The organism is Oceanobacillus iheyensis HTE831 (assembly GCF_000011245.1).
In the GTDB taxonomy this organism is placed as follows: Bacteria; Bacillota; Bacilli; order Bacillales; family Amphibacillaceae; genus Oceanobacillus; species Oceanobacillus iheyensis.
Map to the genome: position 1 here is coordinate 1,066,662 of NC_004193.1, position 17,990 is coordinate 1,084,651.

Consider the following 17,990-nt stretch of genomic DNA (forward strand, 5'->3'; position numbering starts at 1 on the left):
ATAGGATGGTACAGAGGAGGAATGTTATGTATTATAATTATGTACCATCACCAATGCGTCAGTCAGGCCCTATAAGGCAAACAAACTCTACAATAACAGTTACTGGAACGGGATCGGTCTTAGTTATACCGAGTATCGCACATGTTCGTTTAGCGGTAGTGACAAGAAATGCTTCATTAGAAGAAGCGCAACAGCAAAATAGTGATTCGATGACCAATGTTATTCGTGCAATTGTTAATGAAGGAGTACCTAGAGAATCTATTCAAACAACAAGTTTTTCAGCTCGTCCAATATATGACTATGTAGATGGAAAACAGATCTTTGAAACTTTTGAAGTTAGAAATGAAATTACCATAACTTTAGAAGATTTAGATCGGTTAGGTGAAATTATAGATTTAGCAATTAGTCAGGGAGCAAACGAAGTAGTTTCGGTAACTTTTTCTGTCGATGATCCAGAAAATTTTTACGAAGAGGCACTAACATTAGCAATTCGAAACGCTGAAAGTAAAGCTGAAGTAATGGCTCAGGAATTAGGGGCTCCACTTAATTTAATACCAATTAAAATTACTGAAATTGACTCAGGCGGTAATGGAGTTAAGTTATTTGCAGCGTCTACACCAGTGGAGCCAGGTACACAGAGAATAGAAGCCTCCATTAGAGCTGAATATCAATTACAAGGTTAGGTTCTATTACATTAGCAGCGCCTTCTTTATAGCGAAGTAATTATTTCCTGTATATAATTGGAGTATGTAGCTATAAGGGGGCGAAATTTGTGGAGTCATTTTTAATTATAATATCCTATATTATTCCATTCGCTATTTTATATTTTGTTATTGTAACAGCAGTGAAACGTGGAATTGATCAATCTGAAGCTGGGCGGATAATAATTGAGAACAAATTACGAATTAAAGAGCAAGATAAGAAATAAGAACACATTCATAATAAAACATGTGTAAGAAGCATCCCTAAACTAATGGATGCTTTTTTTATGTACTTAATTATAGAATGGGAATAGTGATATAATAAAAAAAATTGAAAATTAACTAATTATATGGAGAGGAGTGAAAACATGGACTTTATCATTCGGCCTATGAAAAGAAAAGATATTTCTAATGTACAAGACATTGCTAAAACAAGTTGGCATGATACATATAATGGAATAATTCCTATTGAAATACAGGATAAGTTTTTAGAAGGAGCTTATAGTGTTAAAAATATGAAATTCAGATGGAAGAAATCCTATATATATATCGCTGAAAAAGAAGATGAGGCAGTCGGGTTTGCTAATTTCTCACCGGTATCGCAAGAAGGATATGTTGAACTGGGAGCAATATATTTATACCCGTCACATCAAGGGATAGGAATTGGTTCAGCACTTTTACATTATGGAGTTAATCAATTGCGTCCCAGAGAAATACAATTGAATGTTGAACAAAATAATATAAAAGCGCTGGATTTTTATACGTCTAAGGGATTTGAAATAATCAAAGATTTTCAGGAAAATTTTGATGGTCACCTTTTAGACACTTATCGCATGTCATGGAAATTAGATTAAACTATTAAATTCATAATCAATGATAGAAGAATTGGGGTTGGTAATATATACTAATTCTAACTTTTTATTATATACCTTTAAATAAAGAAACGTGACTTTTTAATTGGATAAAAAGCCGTGGGAAATAAGGGTGTACTTTCTTCATTTGTTTTTAACTTTAGATTTATATTGAGTTAAACTTCCTTCGTTATGGTTGAAGTAGATAAAAAAGAAGGAGGAATAGATGTGTTAAAGAAGGTAGGATGGATTTCAGTAATAAGTCTATTAATCTTTGCAGGAATTATGGGAGCATCTTTTGGTAACGAAGAAGATGCAACATCAGCAAAGGGTAATAATAAAAAAGTAGAGAATGTAATATATATGATTCCAGATGGATTTAGTTCAGATTATGCTTCTAATTACCGTGCCTATAAAGGAGAAGAAGTAGTATGGGATTCTCACTTAAAAGGTCTTTTTACAACACATTCAGCAGATTCAGATGTTACTGATTCGGCAGCAGCCGGCACAGCAATGGCTACGGGTGAGAAAACAAACAATGGTGTTATTGGTAAAGATACGAATGGGAATAATTTAGAAACTATTTTAGAAAAATCCAAACAACATCATAAAGCAACCGGATTAGTAGCTACATCAACAATTACACACGCAACTCCAGCTGCATTTGCAACCCATGTAGAAGATAGAAATAATGAAACGGAGATTGCACGACAATTAATTAAATCTGAAGTGGATGTTTTACTTGGTGGAGGAATGAACAAATTTATTGGCGAAGAAGAAGGCGGTAATCAAGAAGATGGTGAGCTAATGCAAAAGGCTCAAGATACGGGCTATATCTTAGCTGAAAATAAACAGGAAATGCTAGAACAAAATATAGATATCAAGAAAGACGAAAAATTACTTGGCTTGTTTGCAGATGAAGCGTTATCTCCAGAACTTCATAGAAAAGATACGGAAGAACCAAGTTTAGAGGACATGACTACACATGCGATTGATCAACTGAATCAGAATAAAAAAGGATTTTTCTTAATGGTGGAAGGTAGTCAAATTGATTGGGCTGGTCATGATAATGATTCTGCCTATGCGATGAGTGATACTGAAGCATTTGAAAAAGCAGTTCAAGCTGCAATTGATTTTGCTGAAGAGGATGGAGAAACATTAGTTGTAGTTGCGGCTGATCATGATACAGGAGGAATGACAACTGGTGGATATGACCAGATGGAATTAAATGCAAACATTCTTAATGATGTAACAGCAACTGGAGAATATATGGCTAATCAACTAGATGAAGAGCGTTCTAATGTCCATGAAGTCGTAAATACGTATACAGGATTTAAATTGACAGAAGAAGAAATAGAATCTATTGAAACAGCAGAAGATCCAAAACTTGCTATCAATCATGTCGTTAGTGCACGATCTACCATTGGTTGGACAAGTACTGGTCACACTGCTGCAGATATTCCGATTTATGCATATGGTCCAAGTGCAGAATCATTTTCTGGCAAATTGGATAACACTGATATTCCAAAGTTAATAGAAAAGGCGATGAAATTAAAATAATAGTAGAAGGATTTAATCACTTTCATCAAAATGCTGTAAGTCCCCCAAAACTTATCGGTTTGATGTTCATTCCAGTCAATCTCTTTTAGTAGATTTTGCCTTTTGATTAACTAGAAAATTCATGCAATGTCACTGTATATCACTATTTATTAATAAATATATATTCGTGAAATCCTGATCTATAATCTGAAATTATCTAGTTTCGGAAGTATAGATCAGGATTTTTATTGATTAGGAATGCTATTAAAAGACATCTAGACTTGTGAGGAGGCTGTATTCATGCGTATAATATACAACAAGTTATAAGAAGGTGAGTGGTTCAAAGGTGAACAGTACAATTGAACAGTTGAAACATAGAATTGCTGTAGCTAGTAAACGTAAACCAGCTGAACTTGTCATAAAAAATGCAGAAGTGTTAAATGTATTTACTGGAGATTGGAAGAAGACGGATGTAGCTATTGCGGATGGTTACATCGCGGGGCTAGGTAATTATGAAGGTTTGCAAACGGTTGATGCTACAGGCAAAAAAATCGTTCCTGGGCTTATAAATGGACATATACATATTGAAAGTACCATGTTGACGCCTAGAGAATTTTCAAAAGTAATGTTAAAACATGGGGTAACGACAGCTATTACAGATCCTCATGAAATTGCGAATGTCGCAGGAACAGATGGTCTAGAATATATGCTAAATGCTTCCGATGCTTTGCCAATGAACATCTTTGTTAATATGCCTTCAAGTGTACCCGCGACACAATTTGAACATAATGGCGCACAACTTGATGCAAAAGATATATCTTCTTACTTTCAAAATCCAAATGTTCTTGGACTGGCTGAAGTGATGGATTTTCCTTCCGTTGCGAATGCTGATCAAAAAATGTTGGAAAAGATAGTTAGTACAATTCAACATGGTGGTATTATTGATGGTCATGCGGCTGGATTATCGAAAGAAGATTTAAATATTTACATGGCTGCTGGCATTCGAAATGACCATGAATCAGTTTCTGCACAGGAAGGGAAAGATAGACTTGAAGCAGGAATGTATCTGATGATACGAGAAGGAACTGTAGCCAAAGATTTGGAAGCTTTATTACCAATTATTAACGATAAAAACGCAAGACGTTGTATATTTGTTACTGATGATATGTTATTAGATGATTTAGTAGAGAATGGAGATATCGATCACATTATACGTAAAGCCATTCAATTAGGATTAGATCCGGTTATGGCCTACCAGATGGCTACATTAAATACAGCTGAATGTTTTGGTTTAAGAGAACTTGGAGCAGTTGCACCCGGATATATAGCAGATTTTTTAATTTTGAATGATGAAAACCAAGTGGATATTCATCAAGTATATAAAAATGGGAAGTGTGTAGTGGACGAAGGAGAAATAAATCAGTCGTATTTTGCTGCTTCTCTCACTTATGATGCTACTACATTACCAAAACCCCGTATTCAGCAATTGAAAGCAAGTGATTTCTCCATTGATCTTACAGATGATTATTGTAATATCATCGAGATTGTACCAAATAAAATTATTACCAACCATGTTTGTGAGAGAGTAGAGGTCAAAGAAGGGAAGTTCGTACCATCTGTAGATAAAGACCAATTACTGATAGCGGTAGTGGAGAGACATAAAGGTCTTGGATATATTGGAAAAGGAATAGTGAAAGGTTTTAAAATGAAAGAAGGAGCCATAGCAACATCTGTGGCACATGATTCACATAATTTTGTCGTAGTAGGTACTTCTGAAGAAGAAATGCTTTCAGCAATAAAAAAAGTAGAACAACTTGATGGTGGTTTAGTAGTAACAAAGCGGAAACAGGTTAAAGCTCACCTAGCACTCCCGATTGGGGGATTAATGTCAGATAAAGATTACCTGGATGCTTATGAAGAAGTTTTAAAGTTAAATCATGTAGCAGTAGAAAATGGTATACCATCGAACTTTAATCCATTTTTAACGTTATCCTTTTTGACTCTACCTGTAATACCGACACTTAAAGTTACAGATCAAGGGTTATTTGATTTTAAGACCTTTTCTCACATTAATGTAGAAGTAGAAGAGAAATAGTTTTAAATAAATTAAGGGAAAAGTGTTCATAAATTTTGTACGGAGAAGGTCTCTTTTAGACAACAATCTATAAGAGTCTTTCTTGTTCTTTTTTTAAAGAAGTTTACATCTACTATATCAATTGATTTGAATTCCATCGTAAGAATTTATATGTGATAATAGAGATTGAAAAGTACGTTTATCGTAAAGTCTTAATCTGAATGGGGAAGGAAAATGGATATACAAATTATACGTATGAACCAAAAATACGCAGTCGAAGCACTTTGTTGGAAATATGAAAAACCGTATGATTTTTATAATCATGTTCTTACCACAGGTGCAATTGCAGAACTTCTAGGAAATCGTTATTTTGCGATTATTAATAACGAAAGGGATTTAATAGGTTTTTTTTGTTTAGGTCGTTCTGCGCAGGTTCCTGCTGGAGATCGGTTTGGTGTTTACATTAATGATTGTATTGATCTTGGCCTGGGAATAAAACCAGAATATACAGGTAAAGGATATGGAACGATATTTTTAAGTCACATCCTAAATTATGTCTATGATACTTGCCCATCAAAAGATATCCGACTCACCGTGGCAACATTTAATCGTCGTGCCATCTGTTTGTATGAAAATCATGGTTTTATTAAACAACAGAAATTCTCACATAAAAATACAGATTTTATAACGATGATAAAATACGTTTCCTGATAAGTATGTTGTAATCAAAATGAATTGCTTTGTGCATGACTTCATCAAAAAATAATCCTTTGCTTAACCGATGGCGGCTGGTGAGTATCTGTATGCTTATGCATTGATGTATCCCGATGCCTTGGCCCCTTGCGCTTCTCTGATCTTCGTCTGGATGAATAACCTATTATGAATGATCCAGTTTTTAAATGGATTTTGGCAAAAATGAAATAGACTAAAATTAGTTTATATGAGATAGTTTGACGATTTGTACGTGTAAACATTACAATATAATAATGTTGAATTTAGATAGTAATATCTATACATGAATAAAAGAATTAAAAAGGTGAATATAATTATGATAGAGAATGCAGAAATACTAAGTTATATACAAGAGCTAAAGCAATATTCAAAAGTAAAACTAGATAAATTGCGACGCCTTCATGCAATTCCTAATGCAAGTCAGCTTAATAAAGCAAAACTAGCGGAGCGATTGGCAACAGAGATTCCAGGTAGCTTTGAAGTTACACTTACGTACTTGAATAAACCTATAATTGATTTATTCAATGACTTCCAGCGAAACAATGGTGTTATTCCAGTACGTGTTAAAACGGAAGAACTGCTCTTTTTACAAGTGCTTGGACTAATATTTATTAAAGAAGTAGATGACGACGAGATAGCTATTATGCCAAGAGAGTTACTCCAAGTATATGATAAAATACAATCTAATGAGTTGCAGAAGACAGCAATTCGAAATACGAAATGGCATAAATTGACGGAAGGTATGTTGTATTATTACGGCGTGATGCAGCAAGAAATCTTGATTGCTCAAGTTGAAAAATTTACAAATGAAAAAATTGATTCATTTGAATTTCTACATGTCATGAAGATTGCCGAAACAATGTATCAATCATTTGAAATACAAGTAGATAAAAGAATATATATAGATTTTCGAGTGGATGATCCAGACTTTATTTTAGTTGAACAATCGAAACGAAAACAAATACCTTATTATCCTTTTACAGAACAAGAACTTTTACAAAGTAGTGAAGATGGATTTATTCCATTAACTCAAGGGTTTAAAAAACTTCGTAAGTATATATTACGTAATTTTGATATCGAAGAAAGTGATGTTTTAGATATCCTTGATAATGTGATTGTTATAAGTAATATGGATCAAAAGCCGACCGCACCACTTCAGTATTTAAATGAAGTATTTGAGTTTAATTCAGAAAAACAATTACAAGAATTTATACCACTAGTAATGAATGCAACAAACGACGTTCGGTTATGGATGTTGAAAGGCCATACACCTAGTGAAATCACTCAAATGAATAATTCGAACTTCAAAGAGCTACCAAAAGGCGAATTTGTACTTCAAAATGAAGATACAAGTCCCATAAAAAAATCAAAAATTGGCAGAAATGATCCTTGCCCTTGTGGTAGCGGGAAGAAATACAAAAAATGTTGTATAGCATAATTTGTGGACAAAATTAAAAAATGATTTTTCCCGTACGGACTATAACCCTTACGTTAATCTTATGAAGTTTAAAGAGGAAAAAGGGAATACGCTTTAAGAATAACTTAAATTAACAGCCTATTATATTATGGATTTTATCATAGTTTAATAGGCTATAATAAGAAAATCTAGTTAAAGACATTAGTATAAAGGTACATTTTATATCTTTCATGGTCACTAGCTTAAGACATCCTCATTTTTTTTCATATAGTGAAGTATGAAATCAGAAAGGGGGATGTACAATGGGAAAATATAACGGACATCATGGTTGTGGTTGCAGTAAATGTCGTAATAACAATAACAATGATAATGTTGAAACAATTACTAACCCAACTCGACAAGTAGTTCGTACCACAACAGACCATAGAACAGTTAGAAATATTCATCCAACTAATATTAGAAATGTCCATCGCACTATTGTTCGTAACGAAAACTATTATCCAGTAAGCGAATCAGATTACGAAGAGACAGTTGTAGAGAACTATAACTGTGGTAGCAATGTAAATGATTCAAGTAATTGTCGTAGAGTAGGCAGCGAGAGTAATGGCAACAATAATGGCAATAATAATGGTAACAGCAATGGGAATGGGTGTCACAAAAAAAGACACGACGATGATAGTGACCGTGGTGGAAGAAGACATGGTAAATGTTGTCGACGTAAAAACTGGTTTATCTAATTAGTAAAAAAGATGATTATTTGTTTGAGGTAGGCAATACCTCTACAATAATCATCTTTTTCTTTTTTTTTAAAGTTATAATGTAGAATTCTGTGGATAACGAGATAAAACATCCATGCGCTTTTGCTATTTAGTATTTATACGATTGTCCACCGTCAATTGGGACGACAGCAGCATTGATAAACCCTGCATGATCTGAAAGTAAGAAAGCAACCAAATACCCTACTTCTTCAGGTTTTCCAAATCGTTTCATTGGATTTACACTTACAAATTCTTTTCCTGCTTCTTCCCAGTTTTCTCCACCCATCTGTTTTAGAGAACCTTCTACCATAGGTGTTAATATAGCTCCTGGAGCAATTGCTTTAATACTAACACCATATTGTCCATACTCAATACCAGAATTCCTAGTTAGACCTACAACCCCATGCTTACTTGCCGCATAACCTGATTGGTTTCCTACTCCACGGATACCTCCTACAGAAGCTGTATTAACAATAGAACCACTACCTTGCTCTTTCATTACTTTTAGTACATGCTTCATTCCGTAGAAAACACCATTTAAATTAATATCGACGACTTTTTCGAATTCATCAGAACCAAAGTCCTCCGTAAGATTTTGTTTTCCTTCTATACCAGCATTATTAAAGAAACCATCTATTTTTCCAAATTGATTAATCGTTTCTTGTACATATGCTTTTACTTCTTCTTCATTTGCTACATTAGCTTTTATTAAAGCAATTTTAGCATTAGGTACAATCTCAAGTATTTCTTTTTTTGTTTCTTCCAAGCCTTGTTCATTTAAGTCAACTAATGAAAGAATTGCACCTTCCTTTGCTACTTGTAGAGCAGTTGCTTTTCCTAATCCTGAGCCACCACCAGTTATAAGTATAACTTTATCTTGAAAACGTTCCATTTTGTTCACCCCTTCAATATATTCATTCTTACTATGGTAATATTTGTGGAATCTATACTTACGTATTGTTGATTGAAAGTTATTTTTGGTATCTATTTTTTACTAACCGTTAACTTTACATTCATCATTAAAAACATATGTTATAATTAATTAAATATATTTTAATTAATTATAAATAGGAGGGATATTTTATGAAGAGAACTGCTGGAATCCACCATATCTCGACCATTGTTGGTCACCCTCAAGAAAATGTAGATTTCTATGCAAGTATATTAGGATTAAGATTGGTGAAGAAAACAATTAATTTTGATGATCCTGGGACCTATCATCTTTATTTAGGAAATAATAAGGGAGAACCCGGAACAATCATTACTTTCTTTCCATGGGCGAATGCATATCAAGGTAGAATAGGGTCTGGTCAAGTTGGTGTTACGAGTTATGCAATTCCTTTAGGAACGATGAATTTCTGGGAAGAGCGGCTTGCTAAATTTAATATATCAACAGAGAAGATAACCCGTTTTGGTGAAACGTATCTTGCATTTAAAGATATTCATGGCTTGAATTTAGAATTAGTTGAAACAGAGAATGGAGAAATAAATGATTTTTCATTTGGTGATATTACACCTGAAGTTTCGATTAAAGGATTTGGCGGGGCAATATTACTATCCTCTCAACCAGAAAAGACTGGAGAGACATTAGTTGATACATTAGGATTTGAAAAAGTTGCAGAAGAAGGAGAGTTTATTCGATATCAATCTTATGGAGATATTGGAAATACGATTGATATTAAACAAACTGCTTCACCAAGAGGTCAAATGGGGGTTGGTACAGTTCATCATATCGCTTTTAGGGCAAAAGATAATCAAGAGCATTTCGAATGGCAACAGCATGTAGCTAACCATGGATTACATGTAACAGAAGTTAAAGATCGCAACTATTTTAATGCTATTTATTTTAAAGAGCATGGTGAGATTTTATTTGAGATAGCTACAGACCCGCCTGAATTTGCTCACGATGAATCAGAAAAAACGATGGGGGAAACGTTAAAATTATCTAACCAATATGAAGTCTATAGAGGAAGATTAGAGAAGAAACTAATTCCTATTGAGATAAGAGATTTGGATAACTAGAGGATAAGGCTATTTGGAATAAAGTAATAAAGGATAGATAAAGTAGATAGAACCAGAACTAGAATGAGAAAATTACATTCTAGTTCCGGTTTGTTATAAAAGTACAAATTTTCGTATGATAAGGTATAGGTTAAAAGGAGGGATCAATTTTGGGATCAAGAATAATGCATTTAATAATTGCAAAGAGAATTACAGAGCATTTTCCTATAGAGGATGTTCATCCATTTCTAATTGGGGGTATTGCGGCAGATGCAATAACACCAAAGGATTCATCGCATTTTTATAAAGGATCTTTAGAAAATTATACAAGAACGATTGATTATATGGGATTTATAGAAAAGTATGCAGAATATAAAACTAATCCCTATGTGTTAGGGTATTTTAGTCATTTAGTAGCAGATGATCTATGGCTACAAGGTTTTTACTTACCTTGGTTGAAGAATAGAATGGAATCGAATAAAGAAATTTTTCAATTATACCATCAAGATTTTAGAATTTTAAATGCTAAATTATTGGAATTTTATGATTATAAGAATGAGTTGAACGCTCATCTTAAATCGAATATAGAAATAAAGGATTTAGATGAAGTAAAGTCACAGGATGTTAAAAACTTTATAGATTGTGTTCTGGATGATATGCGATATAGCAATAAGGAGTTAGAAGCTATATTAAATGTATTTACATTACAACAAATTATTGGATACATAGAAACATCTGTAGAAAGAGCAATTTATTTTATGAAAAAACTATCAAAATAGAACTGTACGAAATATTTAGTTACTGTCTTTCTTATGGGCTATCCATATTGTCCAACGATCTTTTTCAATAATCTCCGTATCATTAGGAAGACGATTTTCTAGCTTTTGAATCCATAATTTTATTTCAGCGTCCGAAAGTTCATGTAAAATAGATCTACCTTTTCTTGATTGAATGTCTTTTCGTAATTCTTGAAAGGAAGCATAATGTTTTCTGACTTCCCATAAATTCATCTGTTTTATTTCAGTAAAACCTGCAGTTTTTAATTGTCCTATCGTTTCTGAAATAGTTGGTCTTCTCTGTTTTTCAATTTCAATAAGTTCTGGAAAATCATAATATAAATAACCTCGGAGATGACTGGTGGATCCAGGGATTAGGCAATCTTCCATCGTGCGGTCTTGAATATATATAATTCCTTCCTGTCGTAGAATTCGGGCAGCCTCGATAAATGCGGCTTCTGGATCTGTTAAGTGATGCAATACTGCACGTTGTAAGTAAAAATCAACAGAATCTGATTCTAAACCACTGTTGTAAGCATTTCCTTTAAGAAATTGGGCCTGATGAAGATGGTGGTAATTATTGGAGGCGGAAGTAAGCATTGCATCAGAAAAATCAATTCCGTATATTTCTTTAAATCCTAAGTCGGCTAATACTTTTGTATATAATCCTCCGCCACACCCCATATCTACAGCTGTCTTTTGTTGAGGGTTACCGATGAAGGTCTGTAATTTTTCGACCCATGTTAAATCAATGTTTCTATTGCTATAAGAATTTGTATTTTCAAATGAGTGAAAATCAATCATGTTACTACCTCCTTTCCTATATTATATCGATTCATGGTAAGAATATATAATATTGTTTTATTATAAAAAGTGATTGGAAATAATTATCTAATCATTTTATAAACAGATTTCTTGAGATGAATGTAACGATATGTTTATATTATACTGTTGTAATTTAAAGAATAGAATATTATGGAGGGAATTTTACAGATGAAAATAGCAGCATTGGTAGGAAGTAACAGAAAAGATTCTTACAACAAACTTCTTGTGAAATATATGAAAGAAAAATATGCGGGAAAGCTAGATATCGATATTTTACCAATCGATGAGCTTCCGTTTTATAATCAGGATAAAGAGATGGATCCACCTGCAATTGTGGAAGATTTAAGAGAAAGAATTAAAAATAGCGATGGCATCCTATTTGCGACTCCAGAATACAATGCTTCTATTTCTGGGATGTTAAAAAATGCAATCGATTGGTTCTCACGTGTTGACTTAGTAATGGTAAATAAACCAGCTATGATTGTTGGTGCATCAATGGGAGCTATGGGTACGGTTAAAGCACAAATACAATTGCGTCAGATTTTGAATGCACCTGGTGTTGGGACATTAACATTACCAGGAAATGAAGTATTTGTAGGTTCTGTTCAAAATAAAATGGACGAGCAAGGTAATTTAACGGATGAGCAAACCGTGCAATTTATAGATAATGTTGTTGATAATTATGTACAATGGATTAAACGAGTAGAAGCATAAGTAGTTGAAGTAAAACCTGGTATTGATTTACCGGGTTTTATTATGTTTAGCCATCAGGTAATTGGCGTTGGCACCTATAATTTATGAAAATGAGATCTGTTCAATTGTGTTAAACTAACATTCAACAGGGGAAGAACGAATTTATAACTGAATACAGTTGTATTATATCTAAATAAAAATTTATTGAATAATACGTAATGACATGCTAAAATTGTTTATTTGCTAAAATTTTATAGTTACAAGAAAGAAGGATTATTATGAGTGAGAGCCATGTAGGTGGGTCTACAGAGAAAATGAGTCGTGTACCAATATTAGTGGTATTGTTATCGGGTGCGTTTGTTGCAATTTTGAATCAAACTTTACTTGGAACAGCATTACCTCATATAATGAGTGACCTGGAATTAGAAGCTAATACTGCACAATGGTTGCAGTCTGCGTTTATGCTTGTGAATGGTATTATGATTCCAATTACTGCGTTCCTTATAGGAACATTTACCACGCGCAGTTTATTTCTAGCCGCTATGTCATCGTTTGCCATAGGAACATTAATATGCGGAATTGCTCCTAATTTCGAATTGCTTTTAACAGGTAGGATCCTACAAGCTGCAGGAGCTGGTATTATCATGCCTTTAATGCAAACAATTATGATGTTAATTTATCCTAGAGAGCAAAGAGGTAGCGCAATGGGGATGTTCGGACTCATCATTTCATTTGCACCTGCCATCGGTCCGTCACTATCTGGTTATATTGTGGAACATTCCCCTTGGAGAACCTTATTCTTTATGGTTCTACCTATTGCAATCATAAATATTGGAATAGCCTATTTCCTACTAAAAAATGTAACAAAGCGTACATTTCCACAATTGGATAAGTTATCCATTATTTTATCTACATTAGGTTTCGGTGGATTGTTGTACGGATTTAGTATTGCTGGCAGCGCTGGATGGTTAAGCAATCAAGTAATTATATCGATGATTGTAGGAATTATAGCGCTGGCTTGGTTTATATTGAGACAATTAAATTTAAAAACACCAATTTTAGAATTTCGTGTATTTCAATACAAAATATTTACGATCACAACCATATTAGGAATGGTCACTTTCATGACGATGATAGGTGCTGCGGTAATTCTTCCGTTATATATGCAGGATATGTTAGGATTTTCTGCATTTGAATCAGGACTTGCACTACTAGCTGGTGCTGTCTTGCAAGGGATAATGAACCCGGTCACTGGAAGATTATTTGATAGATATGGCTCACGTTATTTAGCTATTATTGGACTTGGTCTAATAGTGGTAACCACCTTTATGTTTGGAATGCTGACAGCCGAAACAAGCTTCACATATATTGCAACGATACATGCGATACGTATGTTAGGTGTCGCAATGGCAATGATGCCTGTAACTACTGCTGGTTTAAATTCTTTGCCCGATGAGTTTATAGCTCATGGAACAGCAGTAAATAACACATTAAGGCAGGTTTCCGGTGCTATTGGAACGGCATTGCCAATTACGATCATGTCAACTGCAGCAATTCCTAGCGAGGGATTGCAAGGGTTAATACACGGAGTGAATGTTTCCTTTATTGTTACGGCTATTATCTCTATTGTGGGACTAATCCTTGCATTTTTCATTCATGACGAAAAGAAAAAAAGAATTTCATCACGTTAACTAAAAAAGCTTGGACACGCTGTCCAAGCTTTTTTTACGATCTATGAAAATTTTGCATCCGTGAATAGACGTACTAAATTATTCGCTTACGTTTTGTTCCTAAATAGAAGACATTTCTACTTTAGTGCTATCTATTCGATTATAAGCACCATGCATAACTGGTCCTACGTATTGATTTAACTTCCAACCATTTGCGATTGCAGATGTAACAAATGATTTAGCAGTTTTAACAGCTTCTAAAACATCCATACCATGAGCTAGATTAGCTGTAATAGCAGCTGCAAATGTACAACCTGCACCATGGTTATAGGTAGTGTCGATTTTTTCACTTTCCAATAACTCAAAGCGAGTTCCATCATAGAAAAGGTCTACTGCCTTATCATGTTCTAAATCTTTGCCGCCTTTGATTACAACATTTTTGGCGCCTAATTCATGGATTTTTATTGCAGCATCTTTCATTTGCTCCAACGTTTTAATCGGTTTTGTTTTAGCTAATTGTGCTGCTTCAAAAAGATTTGGTGTAGTAACTAGGGAACGTGGTAATAACTCCTCACGCATCGCATCTGTATTTTCTGGTTGCAATACTTCATCGTCTCCCTTACAAACCATTACAGGGTCTAAAACATATTGTTTTATATTAAATTCATCAATTTTTCTTGCCCCTAAATTGATAATATCTACAGATCCAAGCATACCGGATTTCATAGCATCTACGCCTACTGATAATATGGTATCTAGTTGCTTTTCTACTACTTCCACATCAATTGGTGTAACATGATGATTCCATCCTTGTGGATTCATGGAAACGATAGAAGTTAACGCAGTCATGCCGTATACATTTAATTCCTGGAAAGTCTTTAAATCAGCTGCTATACCTGCACCACCACTAGAATCTGATCCAGCGAGTGTTAATGTCTTTTTCATCGTCATCGTTTGTTTCCTCCTTTGTTGCTCTGCTCTAAATTCGCACTTCAATAAATATTTGATAGTTAAAGAATAATCCTTTATGAACTAGTTGTAAAGTCATAGCGGTTATATATTAGACATTGACAAATTGTTCATCTGTATCCAATACTCCTTTAATTTTTGTAGCATGGAATGGCTGTCCATTCAACCATTTTTGAAAATCAAAAATGAGGGGAGGGCGATTTGCTCCTAATGCGATCCAAGCCTTCATTTCTTTTGGTAAATACGCTGCTGTGTGTAAAGTGCCAGCCCACGCATCATACTTTTTTGAGAAGACTCCTTTTTCCAGATTATTTAATAATTGATAAGCTTCATATGGATTTTCTACTGATGATTGTTGAGAGGATATTTTGTTTAGCCGCTCCATCGATTCGTCAGTTCGGTATCTATTTTCTTCTGTTAGTTCTTCAAAGTGATTCGTACACATATTTGCTTCACGGAATTTGACATTTCGAGGCGATACTTCAGCTACTACCGAATATCCATTTTTATCTAGTAATACATAACTAAATGTATGCCTATGTGGCAGCTCTTGTAATAATTGCTTTGCTTCCTCGACCGAAGCACAGTTTTCAAGAAGAAGTCTACCTATCATATTACATACAAAACCATCATCTGATTTTATTCTGTTCACAAAGTTATACCCCATAGCAAATCCTTTTTCATTTATCCCATCAGTTCTACCGGTGATTTGCATGGTTGGACCGACAGTCGCATAACCTGCATCAGTAGGTTTATATATTACATATCTTCCCTCATAGGAACGAGGTGCATTGTCATAATTTCGAATTAAGAAATCAGCTTCTGTGTAGATAGAGCAGCCGCTACGTCCATATTCGTAGTAGTAACCACCGAATTCACGTATGGCATCTTTTATAGGCATTTGCAATGCATCGGCCAAACCTTCTAACTCCTCCCATATTGCTGGTGAGAAAGTTTGAAAAGCATCTCTAACTTCATCAATATCAACTAGAAAGTTTCGCCAGCGGCTACCTTTTTGTAAGTTACGATGTTTAAGAATAGGTGAATTCTGAAGAAGTTCTCCTTGTCTATATCCGAATTGATAGTGATTTCCTTTAAATTGTATAATATCACTATAAACATTAATCATATTCATTTCTCCATTCTAATGCAGAGTAATTTGAGTGTAGTTGATTTTTGTTTAGAAGGAAAAGAAATTGCTTGGAATTAGAAAGGGGACGTGAAAATGAATATTCCAGATTATCTTGAAATCTACTATAAACTATATAAATATTATGGTCCGCAATCATGGTGGCCAGCAAGATCAACATTAGAAATGCTCTTAGGATCGATACTTGTCCAACGAACAAATTGGCGAAATGTAGAAAAAGCTCTAACTCGTTTAGGAGATCATGTGCATGATGCCGATTATTTTTATCAAATTGAAGAGAATGAGCTCGCGGAAAAAATACGTCCTAGTGGTTTTTATCGGATTAAAGCCGCAAGAATAAAAGCTTTTATCACTTGGTTCCGTAAATATAACTACGATGTATCAATCGTACAACAAATCCCGCATGATAAGCTACGGTCAGAGTTATTATCGATTAAAGGAATTGGGGATGAGACAGCTGACGTAATGTTGGTATACGCCTTTAAAAAACAGGCATTTATTGCTGATCAATATGCAAATAGAATATTTAATCGCATTGGCTTAAATGTACCATCTACATATCGTAGTCTGCAAAAAGTGGTGGAGAGAGATTTACCAAATGACAGCCTTCTTTACCAAGAATACCACGCATTATTAGTGGAACACGCGAAAATACATTGTAAGGTGAAGCCGATTTGTAATACTTGTCCAGTCCAAACGATATGTGAATTTGGATTAAATAAACTAGGAGAATTCAGGGGCTGAACTTAATAGGGTTATCGCCCCTGATCCTGTTCTAATTGATTAATCTTTCTTTGTAATAATTGAATTTGTTGTTGCATTTCCTGAAGCTGATGTTGATTAATTGAAGATTCTTGAGAATTTTCTTCTGATTCTTTAAGATCTTCTTCATATACTATTGAGGATCCAATGAAGGCAATTACTGCTCCTACAGTAGATATCATGCCACCATAGTATATTAGTTTATCTCCAAATTTAATGTTTGTATTTGATGTGAAAGGAGTATTAGAGAAGTTATTTTGGTTATTTAGAAAAAATTGACTCATGAACCTCCACCCCTGAAAAAACGTTATAAGATAGCATATGTTCTTTTATAAAAAAATTGCCCCTTACGCACATATAGGTACAGGCTAATCTTTAACTTTCGTCTTGTCGAGTATAAGAATCTTTCTTTATATTCTTCTCCTCCGTATGTTGTTCTTCCGCAAATTCGGTCTGTACAGTCTGCATATTAGGACTTATTATCCTATTATTTTCCTCCTCAAGAACCTTTTCTTTCATATAAATATGGAAGACAGATTCAGTAAGGCTAATTATTATGGCAATGTAGATAGAGGCTGTTGCGATTGGAAAAGAAGTTCCTAAAAAGATGTATAAAAGGAACCAAACAGAAGCATAAGCAAAGAATAAGTCACCGATTGTAGCTGCCACATATCCCATTCTAGGCAGAATCCATAAATCTCCAATAACATAAGCAGCTAGTGTTAGTATGGCACTCATTACAATCATCTCCGCCACACTAACAAAATTAAATATACTTACAATTGATAAGAAAATGATGGCCATAATAATAAATTTAATTCCAATTGCTTTAAGATGTTTCATTTTTATCCATCCTTTAACACTTATATTTATAATTTAGTCTGGTTAATTTTCTAGTTCCTATGTATGTAAGAAGAATAATCGTTGAATTGACAGTAAAATCAATCAATTCTATACTTAGTTTAATTTGTAGTATATAGGAATTCCTATTGGTATTACATTCGCAGGAAAACATGTACAGAAGCAATTTAACTGGAATTGTACACAGATGATTTTTGATTGGAAAGTCAAT

General features: G+C 34.0%; 19 protein-coding genes and 1 pseudogene. 14 read left to right on the forward strand and 6 right to left on the reverse strand.

Features of this window, described 5'->3' with window-relative positions; genetic code table 11:
- The first annotated feature begins 26 nt into the window (after positions 1-26).
- The 9 genes and pseudogenes from OB_RS05475 (at position 27) to OB_RS18610 (ending at position 8,055) form a co-directional block, all read left to right on the forward strand.
- The gene (locus tag OB_RS05475; protein WP_011065428.1) at positions 27-683 is read left to right on the forward strand and encodes an SIMPL domain-containing protein; all 657 of its coding nucleotides are present in this window, start codon (positions 27-29) and stop codon (positions 681-683) included.
- Between the two features lie 89 nt (positions 684-772).
- Positions 773-928 carry a hypothetical protein gene (locus OB_RS18470; protein WP_011065429.1) on the forward strand — a complete coding sequence of 52 codons (156 nt, stop codon included), beginning with the start codon at positions 773-775 and terminating at the stop codon, positions 926-928.
- A 141-nt stretch (positions 929-1,069) separates the two neighbouring features.
- On the forward strand, positions 1,070-1,555 hold the full coding sequence (locus OB_RS05480) for a GNAT family N-acetyltransferase (protein ID WP_011065430.1): 486 nt from the start codon (positions 1,070-1,072) through the stop codon (positions 1,553-1,555).
- A 225-nt stretch (positions 1,556-1,780) separates the two neighbouring features.
- On the forward strand, positions 1,781-3,112 hold the full coding sequence (locus OB_RS05485) for an alkaline phosphatase (RefSeq protein ID WP_011065431.1): 1,332 nt from the start codon (positions 1,781-1,783) through the stop codon (positions 3,110-3,112).
- A 325-nt stretch (positions 3,113-3,437) separates the two neighbouring features.
- Positions 3,438-5,186 carry an adenine deaminase gene (gene ade, locus OB_RS05490; protein WP_011065432.1) on the forward strand — a complete coding sequence of 583 codons (1,749 nt, stop codon included), beginning with the start codon at positions 3,438-3,440 and terminating at the stop codon, positions 5,184-5,186.
- Positions 5,187-5,420: 234 nt separating this feature from the next.
- Positions 5,421-5,876, forward strand: a complete 456-nt coding sequence (locus tag OB_RS05495; protein WP_231846996.1) for a GNAT family N-acetyltransferase — start codon at positions 5,421-5,423, stop codon at positions 5,874-5,876.
- Positions 5,877-6,213: 337 nt separating this feature from the next.
- Positions 6,214-7,335, forward strand: coding sequence for an SEC-C metal-binding domain-containing protein (locus OB_RS18755; RefSeq protein WP_011065434.1), 1,122 nt, complete (start codon positions 6,214-6,216; stop codon positions 7,333-7,335).
- 281 nt (positions 7,336-7,616) lie between these two features.
- Positions 7,617-7,874: pseudogene (locus tag OB_RS18605) on the forward strand (spore coat protein); the annotation flags it as partial.
- Positions 7,875-7,917: 43 nt separating this feature from the next.
- Positions 7,918-8,055: a hypothetical protein gene (locus tag OB_RS18610; RefSeq protein WP_231847038.1), complete on the forward strand. Its 138-nt coding sequence runs from the start codon at positions 7,918-7,920 to the stop codon at positions 8,053-8,055.
- Positions 8,056-8,181: 126 nt separating this feature from the next.
- On the opposite strand, the gene OB_RS05510 is transcribed toward OB_RS18610, so the two are convergent.
- Positions 8,182-8,964 carry an SDR family oxidoreductase gene (locus OB_RS05510; protein ID WP_011065436.1) on the reverse strand — a complete coding sequence of 261 codons (783 nt, stop codon included), beginning with the start codon at positions 8,962-8,964 and terminating at the stop codon, positions 8,182-8,184.
- A gap of 191 nt (positions 8,965-9,155) precedes the next feature.
- On the opposite strand from OB_RS05510, the gene OB_RS05515 reads away from it, so the two are divergent.
- Entirely contained in the window at positions 9,156-10,094 is a 939-nt protein-coding gene (locus OB_RS05515) for a ring-cleaving dioxygenase (protein WP_011065437.1), read from the forward strand.
- A gap of 149 nt (positions 10,095-10,243) precedes the next feature.
- Complete coding sequence (locus OB_RS05520; RefSeq protein ID WP_011065438.1) at positions 10,244-10,852, forward strand: zinc dependent phospholipase C family protein; 609 nt, start codon at positions 10,244-10,246, stop codon at positions 10,850-10,852.
- A gap of 15 nt (positions 10,853-10,867) precedes the next feature.
- Here the strand turns inward: OB_RS05520 and OB_RS05525 are convergent, their stop codons facing one another.
- Positions 10,868-11,653 (reverse strand): class I SAM-dependent methyltransferase, encoded by a 786-nt coding sequence (locus OB_RS05525; RefSeq protein WP_011065439.1) that lies wholly within the window; start codon positions 11,651-11,653, stop codon positions 10,868-10,870.
- Positions 11,654-11,842: 189 nt separating this feature from the next.
- Here OB_RS05525 and OB_RS05530 point away from each other — a divergent pair, with 189 nt between their 5' ends.
- Positions 11,843-12,388 (forward strand): NADPH-dependent FMN reductase, encoded by a 546-nt coding sequence (locus OB_RS05530; RefSeq protein WP_011065440.1) that lies wholly within the window; start codon positions 11,843-11,845, stop codon positions 12,386-12,388.
- Between the two features lie 257 nt (positions 12,389-12,645).
- The gene (locus OB_RS05535; protein ID WP_011065441.1) at positions 12,646-14,058 is read left to right on the forward strand and encodes a DHA2 family efflux MFS transporter permease subunit; all 1,413 of its coding nucleotides are present in this window, start codon (positions 12,646-12,648) and stop codon (positions 14,056-14,058) included.
- A 99-nt stretch (positions 14,059-14,157) separates the two neighbouring features.
- Here the strand turns inward: OB_RS05535 and pdxK are convergent, their stop codons facing one another.
- On the reverse strand, positions 14,158-14,988 hold the full coding sequence (gene pdxK, locus OB_RS05540; protein WP_011065442.1) for a pyridoxine/pyridoxal/pyridoxamine kinase: 831 nt from the start codon (positions 14,986-14,988) through the stop codon (positions 14,158-14,160).
- Positions 14,989-15,097: 109 nt separating this feature from the next.
- Positions 15,098-16,135, reverse strand: a complete 1,038-nt coding sequence (locus OB_RS05545; protein ID WP_011065443.1) for a C45 family autoproteolytic acyltransferase/hydolase — start codon at positions 16,133-16,135, stop codon at positions 15,098-15,100.
- 96 nt (positions 16,136-16,231) lie between these two features.
- On the opposite strand from OB_RS05545, the gene OB_RS05550 reads away from it, so the two are divergent.
- Positions 16,232-16,900: an endonuclease III domain-containing protein gene (locus OB_RS05550; protein WP_011065444.1), complete on the forward strand. Its 669-nt coding sequence runs from the start codon at positions 16,232-16,234 to the stop codon at positions 16,898-16,900.
- 11 nt (positions 16,901-16,911) lie between these two features.
- On the opposite strand, the gene OB_RS05555 is transcribed toward OB_RS05550, so the two are convergent.
- A complete protein-coding gene (locus OB_RS05555) occupies positions 16,912-17,202 on the reverse strand; it encodes a hypothetical protein (protein ID WP_011065445.1) in 291 nt (96 codons plus the stop codon).
- Between the two features lie 91 nt (positions 17,203-17,293).
- Entirely contained in the window at positions 17,294-17,761 is a 468-nt protein-coding gene (locus OB_RS05560; RefSeq protein ID WP_011065446.1) for a YndM family protein, read from the reverse strand.
- Between the last annotated feature and the right edge of the window lie 229 nt (positions 17,762-17,990).

What these genes read in the sequence shown, in the direction of transcription:
- OB_RS18755 (WP_011065434.1), top strand. Translation starts at nt 6,214, where the DNA reads ATGATAGAGAATGCAGAAATACTAAGTTATATACAAGAGCTAAAGCAA.
- OB_RS05495 (WP_231846996.1), top strand. Translation starts at nt 5,421, where the DNA reads ATGAACCAAAAATACGCAGTCGAAGCACTTTGTTGGAAATATGAAAAA.
- OB_RS05530 (WP_011065440.1), top strand. Translation starts at nt 11,843, where the DNA reads ATGAAAATAGCAGCATTGGTAGGAAGTAACAGAAAAGATTCTTACAAC.
- pdxK (WP_011065442.1), bottom strand. Translation starts at nt 14,988, where the DNA reads ATGACGATGAAAAAGACATTAACACTCGCTGGATCAGATTCTAGTGGT.
- OB_RS05560 (WP_011065446.1), bottom strand. Translation starts at nt 17,761, where the DNA reads ATGAAACATCTTAAAGCAATTGGAATTAAATTTATTATTATGGCCATC.
- OB_RS05515 (WP_011065437.1), top strand. Translation starts at nt 9,156, where the DNA reads ATGAAGAGAACTGCTGGAATCCACCATATCTCGACCATTGTTGGTCAC.
- OB_RS05480 (WP_011065430.1), top strand. Translation starts at nt 1,070, where the DNA reads ATGGACTTTATCATTCGGCCTATGAAAAGAAAAGATATTTCTAATGTA.
- OB_RS05525 (WP_011065439.1), bottom strand. Translation starts at nt 11,653, where the DNA reads ATGATTGATTTTCACTCATTTGAAAATACAAATTCTTATAGCAATAGA.
- OB_RS05535 (WP_011065441.1), top strand. Translation starts at nt 12,646, where the DNA reads ATGAGTGAGAGCCATGTAGGTGGGTCTACAGAGAAAATGAGTCGTGTA.
- OB_RS18610 (WP_231847038.1), top strand. Translation starts at nt 7,918, where the DNA reads ATGGCAACAATAATGGCAATAATAATGGTAACAGCAATGGGAATGGGT.
- OB_RS05555 (WP_011065445.1), bottom strand. Translation starts at nt 17,202, where the DNA reads ATGAGTCAATTTTTTCTAAATAACCAAAATAACTTCTCTAATACTCCT.
- OB_RS05510 (WP_011065436.1), bottom strand. Translation starts at nt 8,964, where the DNA reads ATGGAACGTTTTCAAGATAAAGTTATACTTATAACTGGTGGTGGCTCA.
- OB_RS05545 (WP_011065443.1), bottom strand. Translation starts at nt 16,135, where the DNA reads ATGATTAATGTTTATAGTGATATTATACAATTTAAAGGAAATCACTAT.
- OB_RS05475 (WP_011065428.1), top strand. Translation starts at nt 27, where the DNA reads ATGTATTATAATTATGTACCATCACCAATGCGTCAGTCAGGCCCTATA.
- OB_RS05550 (WP_011065444.1), top strand. Translation starts at nt 16,232, where the DNA reads ATGAATATTCCAGATTATCTTGAAATCTACTATAAACTATATAAATAT.